Source organism: Maridesulfovibrio bastinii DSM 16055 (assembly GCF_000429985.1).
Classification (GTDB): domain Bacteria; phylum Desulfobacterota; class Desulfovibrionia; order Desulfovibrionales; family Desulfovibrionaceae; genus Maridesulfovibrio; species Maridesulfovibrio bastinii.
Window position 1 is genome coordinate 121,617 of the sequence record NZ_AUCX01000005.1, and the last position, 15,555, is coordinate 137,171.

At 41.1% G+C, this 15,555-nt stretch carries 12 protein-coding genes; 2 read left to right on the forward strand and 10 right to left on the reverse strand.

The genetic code is table 11. From position 1 onward, the window contains the following. Window positions 1-41: 41 nt before the first annotated feature. Window positions 42-317 carry a DUF2325 domain-containing protein gene (locus G496_RS0100525; RefSeq protein ID WP_027177548.1) on the reverse strand — a complete coding sequence of 92 codons (276 nt, stop codon included), beginning with the start codon at window positions 315-317 and terminating at the stop codon, window positions 42-44. A 241-nt stretch (window positions 318-558) separates the two neighbouring features. Here G496_RS0100525 and G496_RS0100530 point away from each other — a divergent pair, with 241 nt between their 5' ends. After that, window positions 559-3,654: a response regulator gene (locus tag G496_RS0100530; protein WP_027177549.1), complete on the forward strand. Its 3,096-nt coding sequence runs from the start codon at window positions 559-561 to the stop codon at window positions 3,652-3,654. Here the strand turns inward: G496_RS0100530 and G496_RS20295 are convergent. Then, the gene (locus G496_RS20295; protein ID WP_051294733.1) at window positions 3,635-6,700 is read right to left on the reverse strand and encodes an EAL domain-containing protein; all 3,066 of its coding nucleotides are present in this window, start codon (window positions 6,698-6,700) and stop codon (window positions 3,635-3,637) included. The genes G496_RS0100530 and G496_RS20295 overlap by 20 nt on opposite strands. 180 nt (window positions 6,701-6,880) lie before the next feature. On the opposite strand from G496_RS20295, the gene G496_RS21025 reads away from it, so the two are divergent. Further along, window positions 6,881-7,381 (forward strand): hypothetical protein, encoded by a 501-nt coding sequence (locus G496_RS21025; protein WP_027177550.1) that lies wholly within the window; start codon window positions 6,881-6,883, stop codon window positions 7,379-7,381. A gap of 98 nt (window positions 7,382-7,479) precedes the next feature. Here the strand turns inward: G496_RS21025 and G496_RS0100545 are convergent, their stop codons facing one another. The 8 genes from G496_RS0100545 to G496_RS0100580 form a co-directional block, all read right to left on the reverse strand. Further along, window positions 7,480-8,328, reverse strand: a complete 849-nt coding sequence (locus G496_RS0100545) for a nitroreductase family protein (protein ID WP_027177551.1) — start codon at window positions 8,326-8,328, stop codon at window positions 7,480-7,482. Window positions 8,329-8,724: 396 nt separating this feature from the next. Beyond that, window positions 8,725-9,042, reverse strand: coding sequence for an amphi-Trp domain-containing protein (locus G496_RS18385; protein WP_051294735.1), 318 nt, complete (start codon window positions 9,040-9,042; stop codon window positions 8,725-8,727). A 34-nt stretch (window positions 9,043-9,076) separates the two neighbouring features. Continuing rightward, window positions 9,077-10,264 (reverse strand): GAK system CofD-like protein, encoded by a 1,188-nt coding sequence (locus tag G496_RS0100555; RefSeq protein ID WP_027177552.1) that lies wholly within the window; start codon window positions 10,262-10,264, stop codon window positions 9,077-9,079. Between the two features lie 64 nt (window positions 10,265-10,328). Beyond that, entirely contained in the window at window positions 10,329-11,405 is a 1,077-nt protein-coding gene (locus tag G496_RS0100560; protein ID WP_027177553.1) for an HprK-related kinase B, read from the reverse strand. 2 nt (window positions 11,406-11,407) lie between these two features. After that, on the reverse strand, window positions 11,408-12,283 hold the full coding sequence (locus tag G496_RS0100565) for a GAK system ATP-grasp enzyme (protein ID WP_027177554.1): 876 nt from the start codon (window positions 12,281-12,283) through the stop codon (window positions 11,408-11,410). An 8-nt stretch (window positions 12,284-12,291) separates the two neighbouring features. After that, on the reverse strand, window positions 12,292-13,944 hold the full coding sequence (locus G496_RS0100570; protein ID WP_027177555.1) for a PhoU domain-containing protein: 1,653 nt from the start codon (window positions 13,942-13,944) through the stop codon (window positions 12,292-12,294). 5 nt (window positions 13,945-13,949) lie between these two features. Next, window positions 13,950-14,219 carry an amphi-Trp domain-containing protein gene (locus G496_RS0100575; RefSeq protein ID WP_027177556.1) on the reverse strand — a complete coding sequence of 90 codons (270 nt, stop codon included), beginning with the start codon at window positions 14,217-14,219 and terminating at the stop codon, window positions 13,950-13,952. A 172-nt stretch (window positions 14,220-14,391) separates the two neighbouring features. Beyond that, complete coding sequence (locus G496_RS0100580) at window positions 14,392-15,546, reverse strand: hypothetical protein (RefSeq protein ID WP_051294747.1); 1,155 nt, start codon at window positions 15,544-15,546, stop codon at window positions 14,392-14,394. Window positions 15,547-15,555: the final 9 nt, after the last annotated feature.

Sequence of the window (15,555 nt, forward strand, 5' to 3'; positions counted from 1 at the left end):
TCAAAGGTGTTCCGGCAATCAGAATCTTACGAAGGTAGATTTTACAGATTTCCAAGAACGTCCTTTAAAGTGGAAACACCACATGAATGATGCATGTGCAGGGGAATATTTTTGGATTTTGTGTATTTGATCACATCCCGTCTTGCTGCATGGGAAAGCTGGTTTGTGAAAATTATAACATGGTCCGCACTTCCCAGCTGGTTTGAAATTTTGTTTTCCTTCCCTGTGAAAACTTTGAGTTTTACACCATGTTCTTTTGCCGAATTTATATAATCCCTCTTCAACCTGTCCATTCCACCAATAAGAGCCGCGCACATTTTGTCCTCCTTGGGTTACTGATTTTCTGAATACTTTTTGTTCAGCTTGAAATGGAAGCTACTTGAGAATGATATTCAATGTCAAGAATTAGTTTTTAAAAAAAGAATTAATTTTTAACTTATGAAAAAATAATGAGTTTATGGTACATAATTATTGATTATTAACTCTGATAGTTTTTTAATTTGAGCCAAGGAACAAGCAATATAAAGCCGTACATCTGTCTTTTGTCGGGGAACTAAAATGCACACAGATATAGAGCCTGATGGCAATATGTGGAGAATGACCTTTCTTTCAGCTTTCCTGCTGATTGTGGGCTGCTTTCTGGTCTATATTGTCTGGAGTGGCTACAGTTCTCATGAAGCTGCAAGGGAGTCTGTCCGGAGGCTATACAAAGAGGAGGTCGCCAGAAGGGCTTTGGCGGCCGGATCATGTTTTTCCGAACTGGAAGCTGATTTAGAAAGAATTGCCGCCGGTACGAGCCTGCGCGAATTTTTGGCAACCCGTGAAATTAAAATAGAAGCAGGAGATATTCCTCCTGACAGTAGAATTCGCAAAAGTATAAAGCTTCTCATCAACAGGGACACTGGTTTTCATAGAATTATTGTCAGTGATAGAAACGGTAAGCCGGTTACTGATATTTATGATGGGCAGATTGCTGGTGATGGTCTGGAAAAAAGTAGTAAGTTCCTGCCCAAAAATAATTTTAGTATCGAGAGGATTAACGGGGCCGCTTCACTAGTTTTAAGTGTTCCTGTTATCGGTGAAAACGGTTACTTAGGGACTGTTTCAGGGTGGATATCTTCCAGTGCTTTTTCAGGCAGTATAAAGAGGATAGTTGATAATGATGTGAGTGGAATTGATTTTCTGCTGCTGGAAGATGAAATCATACCTTTATCCAAAAATTTTACAGCCTCAGATGGTGATCTTAAAAAATATGCCGGCAGTCTGAAAAATGTTAACGGGTTGCAAAAGTTATATCTGAATAATGGTGCGGATGCAGAGTTGTATACGGCCTGTTCTATCCCTGTCCAGAATACTCCTATGAAATTTATCAGTATTATACCCGCCAAGATTTTGCTGGAGGGCCTTAATTCCGTAAATTCATTTTATTATTCTCTGGTGATGCTTGGTGCAATTCTCTTGAGCAGTTTTTATCTTCTTAAAAATGTTTATTCGGGGAGACTGCTTAAAATTAAAATGGAGGCTGGCCGCAGGCGTGAAGCTGATCTTGAAAAGCAGCGCAAAGAACTGGAACGTGAAGTTCTGGATAGAGAGCTTGCGGAAAGCATGAGAGTCAGGGCTGAAATTCGTTATAGAGACCTCTTTGATAATGCCTCTGTTGGAATTTTTCAGATTGATTCAAACGGAAAGTATGTTTCAGCCAACAATGCTCTGGCTGAAATATTCGGGTATCGTGATTCAACGCATATTATTGAAGCCGTGGATGACATCGCCGAGCAGCTTTTTGAAGACAGAGTGGAGTGGGAGGGCATAGTTGCCATGCTCAGAGCCCGCAGAAGGCTCAAAGGAATAGAACTGCGGGTTAAAAATTATGACGGGTCGTTTAAATGGATAAAATGCGATTTACGGCTTGCAGCAATAAATTCAGAATCTTCGGTGTATATTGAAGGCTTTGTAAACGATATTCATCTGCATAAAATTTATGAGCTCAAGCTTGCTGACAGCGAAAGAAGATTCCGCTCCTTATTTCATAATGCCCCGGTCTCACTGTGGGAGCTTGAAGGGTCCGCATTAAAAATTATGCTGGAGCGGTTAAAGCTTGAACATGGAGCTGCTCTGGAATCTTTTTTCGATGAACAGCCTGAAGTTGTTTCAGAGCTTATTGCCGAACTGCGCGTACTTGATGTTAATCAGACCACGGTTGATGTATTTCTTTCACAGACAAAAGCTGAATTTTGTGAAAACGGTATTAAAAGATTTGTTGATAGACTGACACTTGATTTTTTTAAGAGATTTCTTCTAGCTGTTGTTGCCGGAGAGAAGTTTTTTAAAGGTGAGGTTCTCTACGACTCCAAATCAGGAATAATTAAAACTTTTGAGGTTCAATGTTCTTTTGTTTTTGAAAATGAAGAAAAGATTTTTAAAATTTTATCTTTTGTTGAAGATGTTACTGAATCTAAAAAGTTTGAAAATGAATTGCAGCAGGCGCGGGATGAGGCTCAGCAGGCCAATGAGATAAAGGGGCGTTTTCTGGCAAATATGAGTCACGAATTCAGAACCCCGATGAATGCTATTATCGGTTTATCTCAATTAATGCTTTCGGGAGACATTGAAGAAGGGCATCGTGATAATCTCAGACTCATAAAAAGTTCAGCAGGAAGTCTGCTGGAGCTTGTTAATGACATCCTTGATCTTTCCAAAGTGGACTCCGGCTTTTTGAGCCTCCAGACCGAACCTCTTGATCTCAAATTATTTTTAAATGAAATTGTTGACCTGATCTCTATCCCGGCGGCAAAAGAAAATGTTTCACTGAATCTTCAGACCGAGAATCTACCGGAATATATCATTGCAGATGGTATCAGGCTCCGCCAGATAATGATTAATCTCTTGAGTAATGCGGTAAAATTTTCATCCGGCGGAAGCGTTGTTTTTAAAGTTGTTTCAAGTGAAGTTAAAAATTCCAATGAAAAAGTTGAACTGGATTTTGAGATTATTGACGACGGTATCGGATTGCCGGATGAAATGATTAAAAAACTATTCGATCCTTTTGTGCAGGGTTCAGGCGAGATTTATAAAGATTTCGGCGGTACAGGGCTCGGTCTAGCTATATGCAGCAAACTTGTGGAATTGATGAAAGGGCATATTTCAGCTTCGAACAACAGTCTCGGCGGGGCTACTTTTCATGTGGAACTTCCGTTTTCAGTCTACAGATCAAAGCAGGAAGCGCTTGAAGCCGTGCAGCATAATGAGGACTCCATGGTTCTGGAAGATGAACTCAAAAGTCTTAGAGTTTTAATTGCTGATGACTGTAAAATGAACAGGATTGTTCTCAAAAAGATTTTATCCAGATTAGGAATTAAAGATATCCAGTTTGCCGAGGATGGTCGTGAAGCGATCAATTCATATCTTAAAAATGAATTTAATTTGATTTTTATGGATGTTCAGATGCCGAATCTGGATGGAATTACTGCTGCCGGCGAGATTCGGCATCAGGATGGTGATATAAAAATTATCGCCCTCACTGGTGATGCTCAGGAAAGTACCTTGCAGAGCTGCCATGATGCGGGAATGAACGGAGCTTTAACAAAACCTGTGGACGCCGCAGACCTGATAGATATCATCAGAAAAACCTGCATCAGGAATCAAGAAAATTAACACTCAGTAAACTTCTGATTTCTTTTTCCGGCACCGGCCTGCTTATATAAAATCCCTGCGCGAAGTCACAGTTATTTTCCGCCAGAAAATGGAGCTGATCTTTTGTTTCCACTCCTTCAGCAATGACTTTGAGCGACATTCCCTCAGCCAGTGAGATTATAGATTTTACAAGTTTTTTACTGGTGAGGTTTTCTTCAGAAATTTCATCTATGAAACTTCTGTCTATTTTTAAGTAATTGATAGGCAGTTTTTGCAGATATTGCAGAGAAGAATATCCGGTACCGAAATCATCAAGTGAAATATTAATACCGGCCTGTTGAATCTTGCCAAGCATAGGTGCGGCGGTATGAATATTTTCCATTATGCAGGTTTCAGTTATTTCTACGGTCAGAAGTTCCTGATCGAACTCAATGTCTTCAAGTATGCTGATCAGCATGTCAGGAAGTTTGCTGTTTTCAAAATGTTTAGTTGAAAGATTGATTGAAAGACTTATGGGCTCATCAATTTCAGTATTGAGCTGTTTTACTGCAAGGCACGATTTCACTGCGACAATGCGGTCAAGCTGGATGATGAGATTGCTTTCTTCGGCGACCGGTATAAAGTCATTTGGAGAACGCATTTTACCACTTGAATCACGCCATCTGGCAAGGGCTTCAAGTTTAGTTATCTTCCCGGTGCTCATGTCTATTATCGGCTGATAATAAACATCGATATCCTGATTTGAAATAGCCGCCCTGAGTTCCTGTTCTATTTTTACTTTCTGTCTGGTAATTATATCCAGCTCTTTAGTATAAAGACTGTACTTGTTCCTGCCGGATTCTTTTGATCTGTACATTGCCAGATCGGCATTTTTGATCAGCGTTTCCGGATCAGTTCCATCGGTCGGAAAAATGGAAATACCAATGCTTGCCTGAACATAAATTTCTTTTTTTTCAATGGTAAAAGGTATGGCCAGCGTTTCAAGAAGCTTGGAAGCTACGTTGGCAAAGGCGGATTCATGGCTGGCATCTTCAATCAGAATTATAAATTCATCCCCGCCGAAACGGGCCAGTGTATCCCTTTTTCTCAAGGTTGTGGAAAGTCTCTGGCTGACCTGCCTCAGGATAATATCTCCATGGGTATGGCCCATGCTGTCATTGATATTTTTAAAGTGATCGAGGTCTATCATAAAAACTCCGATCATTTTCTTTTCGCGCTGGGCGGCTTTGATGGATTGTTCCATTCTGTCCATAAGCAGGAAGCGGTTGGGGAGGCTGGTCAGACTATCGTGAAAAGTCTGATAACTAAGTTTGCGTGAAGCTTCCTTCTGAGTTGTTATATCGAGTAGTGATGCAATGCTGTTAGTTCCGTCAGGCATCATCCCCACAGTCATCTGAATATATCTGATGCGTTGTTCACCATCTATGAGTCTGGCTTCATAGCTTCTGGGAGCGAGTGATTCTTCCTTGCGGCGAAGATGATGGTAGACTTTCATTCTTTCGACATCTTCGGGGTGGAAAAATCTGGACCATTTCATTTTGCCTTCAATTTTTTTCCGGCTTAAACCGGACATTGTCGCAAATTCACGGTTGGCCAGAATAATTAGTTCGTTTTCATCAATCATTAAACAGGCTGTGCCTGTATTTCTGAATATCGTTTTATAAGTCCTTTCAGACAGTTTCAGTGATTTCTGGGTTTCAAGAAGGTCTGAAATATCTGTTATGGTTACCAGAATAAGTTCCTTCCCATCCTGAGTCACCTTTGAAAGACTGTTCATTGTTGCTATCGATTCGTCATTTACTCCTTTGAACGAGCAGAGCTGGGAGACTTTTTCAGTTAAATCAATTTCTGAGCCGCAAGTGGCATCAAGGCTGTCCCCTATTTGGTATCCTGTAATCTCAATAGCTTTATTGTTTAAAAGCAGTATGTTACGCTCTTCAGGATCAATCAGCATTATACCTGATTCGATAGAGTTAATTACTGTGTTCAAAAAGGCTCTGTTCTCATGAAGAGCGCTGGCAGCTGTTATAATCGAGGATGAAAGAGCAGATATTTCATCATGCTGATCCATTTTAATTTTTTTGATGATACTTTTATCTTCGTTCCTTGATTTTCCCAGTTGGCTTATAAGTCGCGTGAGAACAGAAATCCTGCGCAAAAATAATTTTTCGAAAACAAACATGACGGCTAGAACTGCTGCCATGCCGAAAAATATTAATAATATCTCGTTAAGTTCTATGGCTTTCTTGCCGTTATGAAGGATATTGAGTTTGTTTCTGGTGCGTAGGAGTACTCCACCTTTCCGGGTGGCATCTGGAAGAAAAGAATATCCTGCTATTTCGTCTGAGTTGATTTTCAACAGGGCAGAGCGGGGGAAATCAGGTTTTTGGATGAGATCTTGAATAATTTTTTTCTTTTCAGGGTTTGCTCTGATTATCTGAGGTATTTTAATGAGATCAAGGCTTATATCGGGATCAAACAGCAGTTGTTCAGTAAACTGGTCATCTATCGCTCTGGCCATGACAAAGATTCCTCTGGAATCTTTCATGCGCTGACTGTCAGTGATTCGATGGTAATTTATTACGTATAGCTGACCGGAAGCCCAGCTTAATTCCGTTCCGGTTAGCCCTTTATTTTTATTAATCTGGAGCAGGTAGTACTGTAAGTTTTTAAGTATTTCGCTGTCGGCATGAACAAGCTTTGCGGATTTGCCGTCATATTGTCCGGACCAGATAACCTTGCCGTTTTTATCGGCAATTATAATGCATGAAATATTTTGATTTTTGAAAGTTTCAATTCCAAGATTTGATTTTATATAATCAGGATTGTCATCTAAAACAAAAGCATAGGTATCGTCCCATGCCGCAAGATCAAGAATTTTTTGGGAGAATGAGTCCAGCTTTGAATCAAGTACAGCTCTTGCCCGGATAATGTTTTTTAACGCTACTTTTTTTTCTATGGTTTTAAATTTATTAATGAAGACGTAATGAGATGACAGCGTTACCATTGCAACGAACAGTAAAAAAGAAACGGCAAGAATTATAAAAGTTTTTTTTCTTAATGACATGGATATGTCTGCCTGAGATCCTTCTGCTTCTGGTTTAGCGAAGTTTATAAAGTGGTATAATTATATTCATTTTGATTATAATAGTATATTATTAGATTCGATTTAGTAAGTTAAAATATATTTTATTTTTGTTGATATATTAATTGTTGTTTGTCAATTCAAATAGTTAGAAGACTCTCTATGATTAAAGGAATCGTCACTTTTTATTCGGACTGCTTCAGATCGTCCCCCCTGCCGCATATTGTGCTAGTGTTCTGCCTCGTTTGCGCTTTCTGCATGTTGCTGTATTCAATTGAATTATACCTTGCAGAGCGTCATATAACTCTGACTTTTACAGGGGCGGTACTTTTGGGACTATTGTGTGGAGCATGTTTTTCGGTGGCAGATATCATTGCCAGATATCGAGAATACAGAAGAATAAGAAAAATTTTGCGACAACGCGGATTTCACCACAGGGTTTTTAATACTGTTGCCGCATCAAGATGTCAGCGAGACGCTGCAATGCTGGCTGCAAAACAGACCGGACACAAGCTCAAAGCCAGTGAATTTTATTATAAGCTCGGGTATCGCTGGTATCATTTATTGCCTGATGCCGTGCTGCAAAGGCCGTGGATTATTTTTCGCTTTGAATTTCTGGCCAAAGCTTTCCTTCCCGGTAAAAAGCCTGACGAATTATGGTAAAAATCCCCCCGGCCTGAATACAGAGCGGGGGGATTTTGCACACAAAAGCTGTGAATAATTTTTAGATTTGATTCGCAGCTGAATTTTTAAGGCTGTTATTATATTTTGAAAACTAAAGCTGAACCTTTCTGTTCTGGTTCAAGGACAGGTCTTGGAGGAATGTTGAAGTATTTGACGGCAGGTTTTCCCATAAGCAGTGATGCATGGACCATGTTGTCTGCTTCAACCCCAAGGAAGTCACAAATCGGCTGACTGTGCTGTGCGGCAAAAGTTACATATCCGGCCCAGCATGCCCCGATGTTTTCGGCATGGGCCGCAAGTTCCAGATGACTGGCTGATATTATTGCATCACTTGCAGGCGTAATGCCGGCCAGTGGTGACCAGGCTACAGCTATCGCCGGAGCATTGCGACAGATAATGTCATTACCTGCTTTGCATGAGCGAACGATACCTTTGAGAAAAAGTTTACGGGCCAGAGCTTTATCCGACTCCAGAGTCTCTTCCATCCAGTCGATAACCATTGCTGTCAGCTTTTCCATTTCTGCTTTGGAATTTAATACCGACCATGAAACAGGGCGGGCATTATGACCTGAGGGAGCGTAAGAACATATGTTTATAAGTTCTGAAATTTTATCCTGATCAATGGCTTCCTGTTTGAATTTGCGCACTGATCTTCTGGTCTTGAGAAATAGTTCAGCTTCAGCGGCTGAAATCAGCTCTTTTCTTTTGAAAGGTATACCCTTGCTGTCATCAAATGCTGTCAGTGATATCGCATTGGCCGGACAGATGGCGACACAATGTCCGCAGTTAATACAGAAGCGGCCTTTAGGGCCTGAAACGGATGGAACTCCATTTTCATCTTTTATTTCTAATACGTTGAGCGGACATTCATTTACGCACAGGTTGTCATGCCTGCACAGCTCTGAATCAATTTTAACTGGGATCATGGATTTAATTATGTTCCTTTTTTATGGTTTCCGTGCTGTTTTTAATTATTTCCATCATGTTAGCTTTTTCCTGAAGCTGTGCAAGCCCGGTAAAAGATTATTCTGGAGATAGTGACGGCACTGAAAGTATAATTGCGGTTTGTTTTTATAGAAAATTGCAGAAGATCAGGTTAATCCTCGCAATTTGTTATTATTTTCAATTCTATCTGACATGATACCGCATGGAATGAAAATTATTATATCAGCTCATTTATAGTGAAGCCGCTCTTCAGGATCACCGGTACAGCTCCTTTTTTCGGGCTTAACAAAAGAAATTAAATAATAAAATCATGGAAATCCGGGTAACGGGTTTCCATGATTTTGAGTTGGGATTGAAAGTTGTAGCCAGGATATCTTCTAATCGTCAGAAGCGTTGTTTTCTTCCTGAAAATGGTCTTTACAATCCATATTTTCAGTAGAACTTATAATCAGCTGATCGCTTTGAACTTCCGGCTCTTTCCAGGAAATTTCCATTGAGAATTTGCCTTTGTCTTTTTTATCGCGGGCTTTTATCTCAATTTCGATAGTTTCAGAAGGGGTAAGGGTTATAGCCTCAGCGCCTTTCTGAACAACAATTGTACCAGATTTGAAGCTTTCAAGAAGAGCTTCCAGATATGAAACCGCTTCTTTAAATTCAAGAGTCTGCTTGAATTCCAGTTTGTTTCCTTTGCTCATTTTAACTCCTTGCATGAGACTTTTACCGGTTATATCAGGTCAGGGAAAGCAGAGCGTGAGCCAGCAGTGTTGAATCAATATAAGGAGAGCTGTCCTTAGTGATCAACCTACAGTCTATTACTCTGATTCCGTCAATTTCAATTTCCTCTTTGTTCACCCCTCCGGGATAAATTCCATTCTCAGAATCCAGAAGAACGAAGTTAAGAACATCTTTGGCTCTTATTTTTTCAGGATTATCTTTTTTCAGGTAATACAAAAGTCTTGTTATCTGATTTTTCAGCGACAGTCCTTTCAGTTCCGGATCATTGCCGGTGTTGGGGATATAAATTTTGGGGCATCCATTCTGGCTGACCGCTGTTCCTACGCCTTTGGGCAGCAGGTTTGCTATGACACTGGAATAGAAACTGCCAAGAGGGTAGCAGATTATTTCAGCACTTTTTATAAGTTCTTTAAGTTTATTGCGTATTTCAACCATGCATGGTTTCGGATCACTAAGGGTTTTTGCCAGCCACATTTTTTTAATAGGCGATTTAATGGGGCCGGTTTCTTTACCTGTCAGCAGGTGCTGGCCGACAATAATATTGCCGTCTTCAAGCTCTGCGGCAAGATGCATATCCTTATTAATCGTCGGGCGAACTATTCCCCGCACTTCGACCAGTTTTGAAAAAATATATATAACCGGGTCCAGATGCCTTCTGTTTGTGAGGTAGCCTGCCGTCAGTATTATATTGCCAATGCTTGCTCCGCGCAGATCAAAATCTCCCATTATGGATATGAATTCGAGAAAATGATTGCGGATAATTTTGCGCATGGGAGCCGTTATGGTACAGGTCAGTCTGTGCCTTCCTGAGGCTAGAAGTTCCAGCTCGGCCCGCAGTTCTTCTTTATTCATGTCTTTGGGAAGACGATAGGCGAAGAGTTCGAATATTTCAGGATTACCAAGAATACTTTTATCGGCAAGAGCCATCAGTCTGTTACGAATGTCGCCAACTGCAAGCATGCTGAACTGTTTACGGATTGTGGCCGAACTTCCGCCAGAGTCAAACGGGGTTATTATATGGATTGAATTGTAGGTATATTGGGTAAGCTCTTCAGATACATCTCTTAATGCTGTTCCTCCGCTGAAAAAGAGTATTCCCGGTCCCAGATCAGGAGTTCGGCGGTATCTTTCCAGTTTTATCGGGTCCGGCACTGTTGCCTGTTTTTCAATTTTGATTTTCATAACTACGCCTTTTAAATTGCTGCCGAATCCTGATTAAATCTAAATTTTCAACTGCTCGGAATTTTTATCCGTTGAGATCTCCGGTTTTTAAAAAATCAAGGCAGGCATTTGCAGCCAGTTCAAAATCAACACCGCCACATATTTCAATAATGGTTGTTTCAGAAAGAAGCTCAGTATAAGCCGCAATATCCGGGTCATTTTGTTTTTCGTCACTGTCAGGAAGATAAAAAAGTCCTGTCGATTTCATAAATGCCGGTAACAGATCCTGACGGTCAGCTGGATTCACTATGTTTATTACGGTTGTTTTTTCCTCTCTGTTCCAGTTCAGAATGACAAGACCGTTCATGGGAGCACTCAGGTGAAATTTATTTTCACCGTAACACTGGTCAATAAGTGCGTCATATTTATGTTCCAGATTCCAGAGTTCATCAGGGGGCAGAGTCAGAAATTTTTCCCTTTCACTGTCTTTCAGCACACAATGCAGATCAGGGTTGTTGAGAGCTGTTCCCGGATTTATGCGCGGCTGCTTGGCCACTCCGTAAAATGTCAGCCCTTTATCAGCTTTATCAACCATCACTCTGTCATTGCTGATGAAATTTGTTCCAAGGCTCATGAGGTGCAGAGCCAGTGTTGATTTTCCCATTCCTGAAAAACCGGCAAGGGCAATTCCTCTGCCGTCAAGTTCAACTCCGGCGGCATGGCCTAGAAAACATCCTTTATTAAGCATGTATTCAATAAAGCGGTTGTTAATGAAGTTGATAACCTGATTGGAATTTTCCAGACATGGACCTATGGCTGCGTTTTCACCATTACCGAAAACAAAAATCATTCCTGTCAGTCTTTTGTAGACAATTCGGCCGTCTTCAAGGTCAAAAAATTCTTCTTTTATTTTTGTTTTTCCCGGATCAGGCTGTTTGACGGTATATTCAATGCCGAGGTCCTGCGGTGGACATTCATGGGCCGTGATAAGAATGTCAGCTTTTTTGACTGTAATGAATTCTTTGAAATAATCAGCCAGCTCTTCCTGCAATTCTCTGGTATTTACCTGTACTTCAATTACGCAGCCGTCAAAATCAATATTTAATCCGAAGTGAGCTGGATATTTTTCACGGTAATTATTTATAATATCTTTTCTTTTCATTTTTATGCCTTGATCCTTTGCATTGCGTAGTCAACATATTTAGCAGCGGCATCTATACCGCGAGCATCGCGAAGACCACGAAATCCTCCGAAAGCCGAGACTTCGAATACGAATGGTCCTTCATCTGTAAGAGCCACATCCACGCAGGTGAAATCCAGATTGAAAAGTGATTGCGCCTTGCGGGCCATTTCAATTATTTCTTCCGGTGGATCGAACGGGGCATATTTGCCGCCGTTAACAGTTGTAGTATTCCATGCACCATTGGTTTTGCATCTGGCATAAGTGGTTACATATTCCCCGCCCAGAAAAGCTATGCCCAGATCACTGTCTTTCAGATCTATAGTTTTCTGAATGTACATTATGCGGTATTTTTCTTTATATTCTTCAATGGCTTTTCTGGCATCCGGACCATATTTAAGAACAAACATTCCTCGTGCTTTAGAGGTATAGAGCGGCTTGAAAACAGCCTCACCATATTCCTCAACTGCTTTTAGAGCGTGATCAACGTCCTCAGTGATTGTTGTCGGCGGCATGGGAATATCGCCAAGTTGCAGAGTTATGGTACAGGTCAGTCTATCCAGAACCCTGAGTATGCTTAGCGGGGATGAGAAAATCTTAGTTCCCCGTCCTTCCACCATGCGTAACATTTCAAGCCGGTCCAGAAGATCAGGAGAATATTTTTTACCGATTTTTTTGATGATGAGGCCATCGAGAGAAGAAAGGTCGACTCCGTCAGCATAAGCTCTGCCGGATGGCAGATCGAGCCGCACGTTTTCCATCTCGAAAAGCATTTTTTCCGAGCCAGTTTTTTGGGCCACGGTTTCGGCAAGAGTTTCCGAAGACCATGCTCCTTTAATTCCGATTACACCTATTTTCATAATTCTTCCTAGTAATACAGTATGTCTTCCTGAAATTTAAAATCTTCCCAGTTGCCACTGTACCTGTTGATCATCTCCATAATGAAAATAGAACGGTTAACCATTTCTTTGGCAAATCCGTAGTTCATTTCAAAACGGGCAGAGGTATAGAAAGAGCGGGCGAGGGCAAAGGCCATTCTCGCTTTCCACGTTCTGTCATTGGTTTCTTTTGCGAATTCTCCGATAAAATTGAAGAACCTTGCAATGGTGTTGTTAATTTTTTCGCGGATGTTTTTTTCAAATACAGGCATGCGGAACCCTGAAACAAGAAAAACAGAAGCATCCTGTATATAGTCGAAATCTCTTGAGCGATGCAGATCAATGAATCTTATGCGTTCATTATCATGGCTGTAGACTACATTGTTGCAGTTGAAGTCGCCGTGAATAAAAACAGTGAAAGGCGCAGGGACTGAGCTCTCAGCAGCCATACACTCGTTAATAAGATCTTCTGTGGACTGGATATCTTCATCTCCAAGCCGTCTATTCTTGCGGTCGAATTCAGGATGAACCTGAAAAACTCCCTGAAGCCTTGATTTGAGCTGCTGCATGTAGTTGGTCTGGAACGGGCCTGATTTTAAAGTCTCGGTCCATATATGGCGCAGATTCTGTTCCAGAATAAAGATAGCGTTTTCCAGATCCCTGTCATCAGAAGTGAGGATCATTGTATCTATGGTGCAGCCGGGCAGAAATTCAACCAGCATAGCACCTTTGTGCTCTTTTTTATCTTCGTGAAAACCGAATACTTCCGGCACGATACCGGGAAACATTTTGTCCCAGTGTTCAAGATTTTCTTTTTCCTTGCGAATCTTATCGAGATTGCCTTCTTTATAGATACTTCCCTGAGCAACCGGAGGGGTTGACTCTTTGTCTTTTGCTTCAACCCTGCCGATGCGGCAGCCGGAGCGGGAGCCCCAAATACCCTGAAAGTCTATATCGGAAAAAGAACCGTCAAATCCTGATTTGGTCAGAGTCTGCTGCAATGAGTCAAACTGCTCAATTTTAATGCGTTCTCCGAGAATGGAAAAGATGATGGCTTCACCCACGTTGAGCAGTGAGTCTCCTATACGTTCCAGATACCGGAATATAAAAAGTGCTGTTATGAGGTTGGGTATATTTTTACCACTGCCCATCTCAGCCATCATCCGGTTGAAGTTGTCTTTGTACAGGGAGTCCAGACGGTTTTCAGATTTACAGATGGCAAGGGCTGTCGCCATGTCCTGACTTTTGAATCCGGTTTCAATCTGTGAGATGGATTCTTCTATGATGTCAAAGGCTTCAGGACACTCAAAACGTTTAATAAAATTTTTATCATCAAGATAAGCCATCTGGTTTACTATGTTTACACAGTAATCCGCGATGCGCTCAAGGTTGACGCACATCACCTGTATGGCTCTAATCTTATTGAGATAATGTCCTTCAAGATTAGGATCGGAGTTGATTCTTGAATAACATTTGTTTTCAATGATTGTTTTCAGGTTGTCTATGTAGTCATCCCGAGATGTTATTTTGCGGAACAATGAGCGTGACGGCGACTGAACAAAGTTTCTAGTTGCCGAAAGCTGGTTGCTGACCTCAAGAATGATAAATTTAAAATTCTCGTCCAATCCCTCAAATGTAATCATTTCGCCTAACTTATGCTTATGGTTTGATCAGTACTTTTCCCGTTCTGATTTGTTTCTTTCCAGCTTATTTTTATAGATAATTTGCTGGAATCATCTTTCTTTTTAGCCTTGACTGTGAAATTCAGCAGTCCGCATGGAATGAGGTCTATTTCCTCTCCATCCGTGGACAGGCTTATTTTCCCCTTGTGAAAACCTTCAATCAGTGACTCCAGAAATCTACCTATGGATTGAGAATCCTGTAGAGAGTCAAAATTAAATTTTTCTTCTGTTGCCATTCTTGGTGAGCTCCTCTGCTTGCCTGAAAATTTGAATCTCTTGCTTTTCAGGATTGACCATTTCAAAAAACATAGCCGTATTTAAAATATGAAATGTATCAAACATATTAAGTTTGCATGAAAAAACGGTGCGGGCGTTTAATCACTATCCTAATTTTGTGAATTTAAGATGTTATCCAGCCAGACGCTCCCGGTATTCATCCATAACTCCCTGACGATCTATGCCTGCCAGCACCAGTTTTTTACGGATGCTTAAATCATCCCACGCAGGCTGAAGACCTATTTCCCTTGCAGCTTTAACTTTATCCTGTGTTGCTAAAGGCTTTGTCTTTTCACTCATGTGGCAGTCGTCGCCCATCATTATGAGAAGTTTCCGGTCTTTGGGATTACGGTTTGCGTTCTGCTGATCCACAACAGAAATTAAAAATTCAGTATATCTCTGGGATTGCGGGTTCCAGACTTCAATGCCGTCAACGTCATAACCGGCAAGAAGAATAGGCCAGAATTCTTCAGGATGAGGTATTATCACGCATCCGCCAAGAGCCCTTGTTTCTTCGATTACTTCGGTTGCACGGTAAAAATATTTGAGAGAAAAATTAACTTTAACAAGTTTTTTTACCGCCTTCAGGTAAGCTTGAGCACGGTTTATCAGTGTATCCCCGTAAACAGGGCGCAAGGCATCAAAATAATTTTTCAATAATTTGTTTTTGATTGCAGAGCGATTAATCGTATTCCATGATTCATCAAGCATGGATTGAATTTTAGTGACATAGGCTCTCACGAAATCAACAAGAACCTCGTCAGCACCGGATTGTCTTGCCGCTTGACCGATTATGGTATCGTTAGGAGAAATTATGGCATTAATGAATTCGAAAAGCTGCGAGGAGCGATACTTAAAAGTGTGCGATAACATGGATTTCAGAACATGGGCATTTTCCACTCTGGCATTTTCAAAATGGAGCAGCAACTGGACTTTCTGATTGAATCCGCTGGCATAGCAGTCAACTTCCACTCCTGAATATGGTCCCCAGCTGAGGATTTCATTATGCTGGGTAGGTATAAGCAGCTCATCCTGTTTATTGGGAAACATGGCATCAACCCTTTTACCGATAAGGTCCATGGGAACGAATTCCGGATGCCAGTGAGTTGCAAGGATTCTTTCGTGTCTGGGATAGGTTTTTCCAGGCACAATAACCTGTTCAACCTGCCAGTCTGCAAGTTCCGTCGAGGTTACATCCATGAAAATCTGCTTTTCACTATCTGATATTTCAGGATCTATGGTGAGATCATCCTGATTGGCGCAAATAATTTCCTGATTACTGTTCATAGCTTTTCT

Excerpts from the sequence above, each read along its gene's own strand:
- G496_RS20295 (WP_051294733.1), bottom strand. The coding sequence starts at position 6,700 with ATGTCATTAAGAAAAAAAACTTTTATAATTCTTGCCGTTTCTTTTTTA.
- G496_RS0100575 (WP_027177556.1), bottom strand. The coding sequence starts at position 14,219 with ATGGCAACAGAAGAAAAATTTAATTTTGACTCTCTACAGGATTCTCAA.
- G496_RS18385 (WP_051294735.1), bottom strand. The coding sequence starts at position 9,042 with ATGAGCAAAGGAAACAAACTGGAATTCAAGCAGACTCTTGAATTTAAA.
- G496_RS0100570 (WP_027177555.1), bottom strand. The coding sequence starts at position 13,944 with ATGATTACATTTGAGGGATTGGACGAGAATTTTAAATTTATCATTCTT.
- G496_RS0100560 (WP_027177553.1), bottom strand. The coding sequence starts at position 11,405 with ATGAAAAGAAAAGATATTATAAATAATTACCGTGAAAAATATCCAGCT.
- G496_RS21025 (WP_027177550.1), top strand. The coding sequence starts at position 6,881 with ATGATTAAAGGAATCGTCACTTTTTATTCGGACTGCTTCAGATCGTCC.
- G496_RS0100525 (WP_027177548.1), bottom strand. The coding sequence starts at position 317 with ATGTGCGCGGCTCTTATTGGTGGAATGGACAGGTTGAAGAGGGATTAT.
- G496_RS0100545 (WP_027177551.1), bottom strand. The coding sequence starts at position 8,328 with ATGATCCCAGTTAAAATTGATTCAGAGCTGTGCAGGCATGACAACCTG.
- G496_RS0100555 (WP_027177552.1), bottom strand. The coding sequence starts at position 10,264 with ATGAAAATCAAAATTGAAAAACAGGCAACAGTGCCGGACCCGATAAAA.
- G496_RS0100530 (WP_027177549.1), top strand. The coding sequence starts at position 559 with ATGCACACAGATATAGAGCCTGATGGCAATATGTGGAGAATGACCTTT.
- G496_RS0100580 (WP_051294747.1), bottom strand. The coding sequence starts at position 15,546 with ATGAACAGTAATCAGGAAATTATTTGCGCCAATCAGGATGATCTCACC.
- G496_RS0100565 (WP_027177554.1), bottom strand. The coding sequence starts at position 12,283 with ATGAAAATAGGTGTAATCGGAATTAAAGGAGCATGGTCTTCGGAAACT.